Raw genomic sequence first — 9,244 nt, 5'->3', positions numbered from 1 at the left:
GCCCCGCTCCACCCCCACCGCCATCTCGATCCCCCGCATCGGGGTCGAGGCCGAGGTCATGACACTCGGCACCAACCCGGACGGCACCGTCCAGGTCCCTCCGCTGGAGCAGGCGCAGCGCGCCGGCTGGTACTCCCCCGGCGTCAGCCCCGGCGAGGCCGGCAACGCGGTGATCGTCGGGCACGTCGACTCGGCGAAGCTCGGCCCGGCCGTGTTCTTCTCGCTCGGCTCGCTGACGAAGGGCGACACCATCACGGTGTCCCGGGCCGACGGCACGCGCGCCACCTTCACCGTGGACGAGGTCCGGTCGTACCCGAAGGACACGTTCCCCAGCGAGCTGGTCTACGGGCCGGGTGACGTCCCGGCGCTGCGGGTGGTGACCTGCGGCGGGGTGTTCGACAAGGCTGCCGGGGGCTACACCGACAACGTCATCGTCTTCGCGAGGATGACCTCCTGACGCCCGCACGGCGTGCCTCCGGGCGCGAGCACCGGAGGCACGTCGACGGACGCCTCAGGCCGCGGCGGAGGTCCGCACCAGGGTGCGGATCTGGCGCAGCAGCACCGAGAGGGCGGCCAGGTCGGCCCGCGACTCGTCGAACTCCCCCATCGCCCGGCGAGCGCGGTGGATGGAGGTGGCGTTCGACTGCTCCCACTCGCGTACCCGGTCCTGCGCCGGCAGGCGGTCCGGGGTGGAGTCGAGCACCTCGGCGGTGAGCGCGGCCAGCGCGGCGTACAGGTCGTAGCGCAGCGCCATCCGGGCCAGCGTCTGCCAGCGGTCCTCCCGGGGCAGCAGGGAGATCTTGGACAGCAGGGAGTCCACCCGGAACAGGTCGGACAGGACGAAGTAGACCGAGGCGACCTCGTCGACGTCCCGTCCGCTCGCGGCTGCGGTCTCCACCACGTCCAGCAGGCCGAAGCTGTACATCAGCCGGGTGGCCTGCTCAGCCAGTTGTCGGGGCAGCCCTCGTGCGGTCATCTCGTCGATGTGCGCGGCCAGCGACTCGCGTTCCCGGCCGTGGAAACGGGTCTCCAGGTCGGGCAGGAGCCGGGCCACCCCGGACCGCAGCCGGTCGATCTCCGCCGGCACGTCGATCGGCGAACGCCGGTTGGTGACCAGCCAGCGCACCGCACGGTCGAGCAGTCGCCGGGTGTCCAGGTAGACGTTGGTCTGCACCTCCGGGGAGACCTTGTTGTCCAGTGCCTCGACCGCGTCCCACAGCTCGCGCAGCCCGAACACCTCGCGCACCACCACGTACGCCCGGATCACGTCGGCCGGCGAGGCGGCCGTCTCCTCCACCACCCGGAAGACGAACGAGATGCCGCCCCGGTTGATCGCCTCGTTGACCAGCACCGTGGTGACGATGTCCCGGCGTAGCCGGTGCCGGGCCATCCGGTCGGCGAACCGCTGGCGCATCGGCGTGGGGAAGTAGTTGACCAGGACGTCGGTCGTCCACTCCTCGTCCGCGAGCCCGTCGGCCAGGATCTCCCGCTCCAAAACGATCTTGACGTACGCGAGCAGCACCGCGAACTCCGGCGCGGTCAGCCCGGACTCGGCGCGGACCGCCAGTTCCTCGTCCGGCGGCAACGCCTCCAACGCCCGGTCGAGCTGGCCGGCCCGCTCCAGCTCGTTGATCATCCGACGGTGCACCGGGAGCAGGGACGTCGCCTGGGCCTGGGCGTTGTTGATCGCCCGCGCCTGGTCGTAGTTGTCCCGCAGCACCAGCTCGGCGACCTCGTCGGTCATCTCGGCGAGCAGCTGGTCCCGCTCGGCGATGTCGAGCACCCCGTCGGCGACCGCCGTGTTGAGCAGGATCTTGATGTTCACCTCGTGGTCGGAGCAGTCCACTCCCGCCGCGTTGTCGATGAAGTCGGTGTAGAGCCGGCCGCCGGCCAGGGCGTACTCGATCCGGCCGAGCTGGGTGCAGCCCAGGTTGCCGCCCTCACCGACCACCCGGCAGCGCAGGCTCCTGCCGTCCACCCGGATCGCGTCGTTGGACTTGTCACCCACCTCCGCGTTGGTCTGGCTGGAAGCCTTCACGTAGGTGCCGATGCCGCCGTTGAAGAACAGGTCGACCGGCGCGGTGAGAATCGCCCTCATCAACTCCTGCGGCGACAGCCGCGTCACGTCGTCGTCGAGGCCGAGCACCGTGCGGACCTGCGGCGAGATCGGCACCGACTTGGCGGTACGCGGGTACACCCCGCCGCCGGCGGAGATCAGCTTCGGGTCGTAGTCCTCCCAGGACGACCGGGGCAGGTCGAACAGTCGCTTACGCTCCTGCCACGAGGTCGCGGCGTCCGGATCCGGGTCCAGGAAGATGTGCCGATGGTCGAAGGCGGCCACCAGCCGGATGTGCCGCGACAGCAGCATCCCGTTGCCGAACACGTCGCCGGACATGTCGCCGACGCCGACCACGGTGAAGTCCTGGGTCTGGGTGTCGTGGCCCAGCTCCCGGAAGTGCCGCTTGACCGACTCCCAGGCGCCCCGGGCGGTGATGCCCATCTTCTTGTGGTCGTACCCGGCGGATCCGCCGGAGGCGAACGCGTCGCCGAGCCAGAACCGGTGCGCCGCGGAGATCTCGTTGGCGATGTCGGAGAACGTCGCCGTGCCCTTGTCGGCCGCCACCACCAGGTACGGGTCGTCGCCGTCGTGCCGGACCACGTCGGTGGGGGGCACGATCTCCCCGGCGACGATGTTGTCGGTGACGTCGAGCATCGCGCCGACGAACTCCTGGTAGCAGGCGACCGCCTCGTCCCGGTCCCCCGGCTTCCGCTTGAGCACGAAGCCGCCCTTCGCGCCCACCGGCACAATCACGGCGTTCTTCACCATCTGCGCCTTGACCAGGCCGAGCACCTCGGTGCGGAAGTCCTCCCGCCGGTCGGACCAGCGCAGGCCGCCCCGAGCGACCGGCCCGAACCGCAGGTGCACCCCCTCGAAGCGGGGTGAGTAGACGAAGATCTCGAACCTCGGCCGTGGCGCCGGCAGCTCCGGGATCGCCTGCGGGTCCAGCTTGAACGCGACGTACGACTTCGGCCGCCCGTCGACGCGCTTCTGGTAGAAGCTGGTCCGCAGGGTGGCCTGGATCAGGGTCAGATACGACCGCAGGATCCGATCCTGGTCCAGGCTGGCCACCTCGTCCAGCGCCTCGCCGATCGCGGCGACGAGTTCGCCGCTGCGCTCCCGGCGCTGCTCGGCGGTCGCCGCGCCCGGGGCGAACCGCACCTCGAAGAGTTCCACCAGCAGCGCCGCGATCCGCGGGTACGCGATGAAGGTCTGCTCCATGTACTCCTGTGAGAAGACCGTGCCGGCCTGGCGCAGGTACTTCGCGTACGCCCGCAGCACCACCACCTGCCGCCAGGTGAGACCGGCACGCAGCACCAGCTCGTTGAAGCCGTCCACCTCGGCCTCGCCCCGCCAGGCGGCGGCGAAGGCGTTCTCCACGTGCGGGCGGACCTCGGCCAGCTCCTGGTGCCCCTCGGGCAGCCGCAGACCGAAGTCGTACAGGAAGACCCGACCGTCGATCCGGTCCACCTCGTACGGATGCTCGTCGACCACCTTGACGCCGAGCGAGTGCAGCACCGGGAGCACGGCGGAGAGCATCATCGGTTCGCCGTACCGGTAGACCTTGAACCGGACGTCCATGATGTCGTCGACGTCCACGCCCCGGCCGCCACCTGTCCGTGGCGGGAACTGCTTGCGGAACAGGTGCATCTCCAGCTGGCCGGGCTCCTCCAGCAGCTCCAGCTTGGCGAGGTCCTTCATCGCCTCGTACGGGGTGTGCCCGTCCTTGTAGCCCTCCGGGAAGGCGTCAGCGTACCGCGCGAACAGGTGTTTGGCCTGCTCGTCGCCGAGCTTGCGCTCCAGCACCAGCCGGTAGTCGTCGTCCCACAGCCGGGTCGCGTCGGCCAGCTCCTCGGCGAGCAGGTCGGCGTCGATGTCGCCGGGCGGGTTGGTCGGGTCGGTCCGGACGATGAAGTGGACCCGGGCCAGCATCGACTCGGTGACCCGGGTGGTGTAGTCGACCCCGACGCCGTTCAGCTCGCGCAGCAGGATGTCCTGCATGCGCAGCCGGTTCTGGGTGGTGAAGCGGTCCCGGGGCAGGTAGATCAGGCAGGAGATGAACCGCCCGTAGGCGTCCCGGCGCAAGAAGACGCGCAGTTGCCGGCGGCCGGCCATGCGCAGCACGCCGGTCACCGCGTGGTACAGGTCGTCGGTCTTGATCTGGAACAGCTCGTCGCGCGGGTACGTCTCCAAAATCTGCAGCAGGTCCTTGCCGGAGTGGCTGCGCAGGCTCAGCCCGGAGCGGTCCAGCACCTCGGCGACCTTGCGCCGGACCACCGGCAGCTCCTGCACGCTGGTCCGGTACGCGGCGGTGGAGAACAGGCCCAGGAAGCGTCGCTCGCCGACCACCGACCCGGTCTCGTCGAAGATCTTGAAGCCGATGTAGTCCAGATACGCCGAGCGGTGCACGGTGGCCCGCGAGTTCGCCTTCGTGATGATCAGCAGGCGCTTCTCCAGCACCTTCTCGTGCGCCTCCGGGTTCATGGAGGACAACGACCGGGCCTCCGGGGAGTCCGACCGCAGGATGCCCAGGCCGGTGCCGAGCACCGCCTCCAGCGCCGGGCCGCGGCCGTCGGCGCGGTCCACCAGCCGGTACTCCCGATAGCCGAGGAAGGTGAAGTGGTCGTGGGCCAACCAGCGCAGCAACTCCACCGAGTCGGTGATGTCCTTCTCCGGCACCGGCGGGCGGTTGTCCGAGGTGCGCGCGGCGGCCAACTCGTCGGCGAGGGCCAGCGCCCGCTGGCGCATCTTCGGCCAGTCCTCGACGGCCTCGCGCACGTCGGTGAGCACCCGTTGTAGTTCGCGGCGGAGCTTCTCCCGCTCCTCCGGGTCGCGGACCGGGTCGGTCTCGATCCGCATCCAGCTCTCCACCAGGTCGCCGGCGATCGCGTCGTCCGGCTCGACGTCGGCGCAGACCTCGGTCAGCCGGCCCAGCGGCTCGCGACGGACCACGACCAGCGGGTGCACCAACAGGTGCACGTCCAGGTGATGCGAGTTCAGCAGCGCCGTCACCGAGTCGACCAGGAACGGCATGTCGTCGGTGACGATCTCGATGACCGTGTGGTGCTGCTCGGCGTCGGGTGAGTGGATACGCAGCTTCAACTCGCCGGGCACCCGCTGCTGGGCCAGCTCCCGGTGTGCCCGGGCGGCCGTCAGCATCTCCTCGGCCGTGAACCCGATCAGCTCCTCGTCCGGGGCGAACCGCCAGAACCGGCTCACCAGGGTCGCGGCGTCCTGGTCGTCACCGGCCAACGCCACTGCCTGCGCCACCAGGCGTTCCGCGTTGGGCACCGGCTCGTCGAGTTCGCCGTCCTCCCCGTCCGCGCCGAGCACCTCGGTCGGCAGGCTCAGGTCATAACGGGCGTCGGATCTCGAACCGGTCAAGCCGGTCACTCCTGTGTCGAGTCGACCGAAGCCGTCCCCGTCGGTCGCCGAATCGAAGCTGTCGTCCCGGCCGGTGTCAGCCTGCCGGAGGTCGGGTCCCGGTTTGATCGCCGGACGCCGGTCCATCGGTGCCACTCCCCTCGACCCACCGCGTTGTGGGTCACTCTGCCGCCCAGCCTAGGGCCTGCCCTTCGGCCCGTACGTCGGCGGACCACCGGCCGGACGTCCGGTTCGGGACTGTCGTCCTTTCGCCTGTTGCAGATCCGTGGTCGGCCGGTCGCCGAGTACCCCGACTGGCGATGTTCATCACACCTGTGTCGGATCGTCTTCACGCAGCGTGCCGGCATGCCGGTCGGTACGGAAAGTCGGCCCGTACTAGCCTGCGGGGCGGCGTCGAGACCACGGAGGTGTAAGGCTCATGAGCCTGTCCTACCCGTACCACCGGTTCCGCACTCCGGCCCGCCGGAGGTTCGCGACGCTGGCCGCCACCGTGCTGACCGCCGGCGTGCTCGTCGGGTGTTCCGACGGTGGCGGGCCGGAGCGCGACGTGGATGCGTTCCTGGCCGGGTGGCGCTCGGGCGACCTCGACGCGGTCGGCTTCCGCGACCCGACCGGCACCCGGCTGCCCGCCGATCAGGTGGCCGAAGAGCTCAAGGCGCTCTCCGGGGAGCTGGCGGCCACCCCGCCCACGCTGCGCCGCACCGGCGAGGCCACGGTCACCAAGGACATCGCCACGGTGCCGATCCGGGTGGAATGGTCGCTGCCGGGCGGAGCCACCTGGGCGTACGACCGCCCGCTGCGGCTGCGTCAGGGCAAGGGCGACCAGTGGCAGCTGATCTGGGAGCCGCAGATCGTCCACGAGCAGGTCGAGAAGGGCGACCGGCTGACCCTGCGCCGGGAGCGCCCCACCCGCGCCGCCGTCCTCGACGCGGCCGGGCAGCCGATCGTGGCGCCCCGCCCGGTGGTCCGGATCGGGGTGCAGCCCGGCGAGGTGGACGACCCCACCGCCCTGGCGAAGCGGCTCGACGCCGCGTTCCGGGCGGTCCGGCCGCCGATCACCCCGCCGGTCGACGTCTCCGACCTGCCCCGCCGGCTCAGCGCCGCGGATCCGGACGCCTTCGTCGAGGTGGTCACGTTGCGCCACGAGGCGTACCGGCAGATCAAGTCGCGCATCTACCACCTACCCGGCACGAAGTTCGCCACCGAGCAGCGGGACCTCGCCCCCACCCGGGAGTTCGCTCGGGCGCTGCTCGGTTCGGTGGACGAGGCGCAGGCCGACGACCTCGCCCGGCACCCCGGAAAGTACGCCCAGGGCGACCAGGTCGGCCACGGCGGCCTCCAGGGCCGGTACGACGACCGGCTGCGCGGCGTGCCGGGGGTCGCGGTGCTGATCGCCCGCAACGGAGCGGACGGCCGCCCGCTGCCCGGGGTCGAGGTGTACCGGCACGAGCCGACCGCGGGGCAGCCGCTGCGCACGACTCTCGACGTCGCCACCCAGAACGCCGCCGACGGCGCGCTGCGCGGCGAGAAACGCCGTTCCGCGCTGGTCGCCGTCCGGGTCAGTGACGGTGCGGTGCTGGCCGCCGCCAACGGCCCCGGTGCGGCCGGCGAGAACCTGGCCTTCACCGCCCAGGTGCCGCCCGGCTCCACCTTCAAGATGGTCAGCGCCCTCGGCCTGCTGGACCGGGGCGCGGTCACCGCTGGCACCACGGTGGACTGTCCGAAGACGTTCGTGGTCGACGGCCGCTCCTTCAAGAACTCCGACGACTTCGCCCTCGGCCCGGTGCCGTTCCGGACGGACTTCGCGAAGTCCTGCAACACCGCCTTCACCGCGCTCGCGCCGAAGCTGGGCCCCGACGGGCTCGCCGGCGCCGGCCGCACTTTGGGCCTGGAGGGGCAGTGGGACCTCGGGATGGACGTCTTCACCGGCCGGATCTCCGCCGACGGCGGCCCCACCGAACAGGCCGCCGCCGCGATCGGCCAGGGCACCACGCTGGTCAGCCCACTGGCCATGGCCGGCGCCACCGCCGCGGTGGCCCGGGGCCGGTTCGAGCAGCCGAAGCTGGTGACCGACCCCGCGCCCGCGAAGCCGGCCGAGCCCGGACCGCAACTGAAAGCCGAGTCGGTCGAGCCGTTGCGGACGATGATGCGCGAGGTGGTCACGGCCGGCACGGCCCGGGCCCTCGCGGACGTGCCCGGTGCCCCGGTGCACGGCAAGACCGGCACCGCCGAGTACGACAACGACCCGTCGCACACGCACGCCTGGTTCGTCGGGTGGCGGGGTGACGTGGCGTTCGCGGTCTTCGTCGAGCAGGGTGGGTCGAGCACGTCGAGCGCGGTCCCGATCGCCGAACGGTTCCTCCGCGCCCTGCCCTGACCCTAACCGCGTAACGATCGAGGACCGCCCGGCGCATTGCTGTCCCACACTATCCACCAACGGGCCAATGGTCGCGGTTAGGCCATCGTCGCCGGAGCGCCCCGGAAAAGCGCCGCCGCCACGACGTACGCCTATCCGGTGCTGCCCATTCGTGCGATCCTTGCCAATGGCGAACGGTTGGATGATACGACTTCCGACAACGCCGGGAAGGGTGTCACGGTGTTCCCTGACTTCTATGCCACGGCCGCACAGGTTCTCCCGGTACTGCTGCTGGCACTGATCTGGGAATCCCGTTTTCTTGATCGCCTCGCCGAACAAAATCGTCGGCCTCGCCGCACGGACCCGGACGGCGTCCTCTTCTGGACCCGCCCGCGGGTGCGCGCGTACTCGCTGTTCATCGTCGTCACCATCATGGCCGGCACCGCCCTGGCGCTGCTGGTGTTGGCCGGGGCCGTACCGCCCGGCCCGGCGTCGCGGGCGGTCTTGACGGTCTGCGTGCTCCTGGCGCTGGCCACCCTGCTCACCCGCGTGGTGGTCGACGTGGTCGCGGCCACCCGGTCCCCGGCCCGGGCGCTCGAGCCGACCGCCGGGCCGACGGAGACCGAGGTGGGGCCGACGTCCTCCGCCGCGCCGGTGACGGTCGAGCCGCAGGGGAGGTGAGCCCGGTGGATCCGGTCGACGTGGTCTTCGTCCACGGTCTCTTCTCCTCCCCACGGGCCTGGGAGCCGATGGCCGAGCTGCTGGCCGGCGACCCGGACCTGCCTGCGCTGCGCACCCACTTCTTCCCGTACGACTCGCGGGTCGTCCGGCTCCGCCCGGACCGTCGGATCCCGCATCTCAACGACATCGCCGACCGGCTCCGCACCTACCTACGCGACGACGTCGGTACGGCGACACGGATCGTGCTGGTCTCGCACAGTCAGGGCGGCCTGGTGATCCAGCGGTTCCTGGCCCGGACCCTGACCCGCGCCGCCGGGTACGAACTGGCACCGATCCGGCGCGTGGTGATGTTCGCCTGTCCCAATTCGGGCGCGGAGTTCGCCCGGTCGCTGCGCCGGCTGGCGATACCGTGGCGCAATCCCCAGGAACGGGAATTGCGCCCGCTTCAGGAAACGATCATTGAGACCCATCGGGCGTTGGACCGCGGCATCCTGAACGCGCACGCGTACGGCCCGAACGAATGGCCGCTGCACATCGCCGCCTACGCGGGTATAACGGACAACATCGTCCCGCCGATCAACGCCAACGGGCTGTTCCGCGCCGGCGGCGTGGTCGATGGCGATCATTTTTCGGTGATCCGGCCGAAGACCCGGGCCGACTCCAGCTACCTGGCGTTGCGCAACGAGATCGTGTCCGCCGCCACCGATCCCGGCCCTGTCTCTTATACACACCTGACGCTGCCGACGATCTTACGCGTGTAGATA

The 9,244-nt window shown here is 70.8% G+C and carries 5 protein-coding genes; 4 read left to right on the top strand and 1 reads right to left on the bottom strand.

The features are described 5' to 3' along the window. Positions 1 to 457, top strand: a 457-nt coding sequence (locus E1166_RS26850; protein WP_132342719.1) for a class F sortase, incomplete at its 5' end; no start/stop codon positions are given. A 54-nt stretch (positions 458 to 511) separates the two neighbouring features. On the opposite strand, the gene E1166_RS26845 is transcribed toward E1166_RS26850, so the two are convergent. After that, entirely contained in the window at positions 512 to 5,569 is a 5,058-nt protein-coding gene (locus E1166_RS26845; protein WP_132342718.1) for an NAD-glutamate dehydrogenase, read from the bottom strand. Between the two features lie 292 nt (positions 5,570 to 5,861). Between E1166_RS26845 and E1166_RS26840 the strand changes: the two genes are divergently transcribed. From E1166_RS26840 to E1166_RS26835, 3 genes are all read left to right on the top strand, one after another. Continuing rightward, positions 5,862 to 7,820, top strand: coding sequence for a penicillin-binding transpeptidase domain-containing protein (locus E1166_RS26840; protein ID WP_132342717.1), 1,959 nt, complete (start codon positions 5,862 to 5,864; stop codon positions 7,818 to 7,820). Between the two features lie 219 nt (positions 7,821 to 8,039). Next, positions 8,040 to 8,480, top strand: a complete 441-nt coding sequence (locus E1166_RS31220; protein WP_165944437.1) for a hypothetical protein — start codon at positions 8,040 to 8,042, stop codon at positions 8,478 to 8,480. A gap of 5 nt (positions 8,481 to 8,485) precedes the next feature. After that, positions 8,486 to 9,241, top strand: a complete 756-nt coding sequence (locus E1166_RS26835) for an alpha/beta fold hydrolase (protein WP_165944436.1) — start codon at positions 8,486 to 8,488, stop codon at positions 9,239 to 9,241. Positions 9,242 to 9,244 lie beyond the last annotated feature (3 nt).

It is taken from the genome of Micromonospora sp. KC213, from assembly GCF_004348325.1.
In the GTDB taxonomy this organism is placed as follows: domain Bacteria; phylum Actinomycetota; class Actinomycetes; order Mycobacteriales; family Micromonosporaceae; genus Micromonospora.
This window is presented reverse-complemented; position numbering and strand designations above follow the sequence as displayed.

What these genes read in the sequence shown, in the direction of transcription:
- E1166_RS26845 (WP_132342718.1), bottom strand. Translation starts at nt 5,569, where the DNA reads ATGGACCGGCGTCCGGCGATCAAACCGGGACCCGACCTCCGGCAGGCT.
- E1166_RS26840 (WP_132342717.1), top strand. Translation starts at nt 5,862, where the DNA reads ATGAGCCTGTCCTACCCGTACCACCGGTTCCGCACTCCGGCCCGCCGG.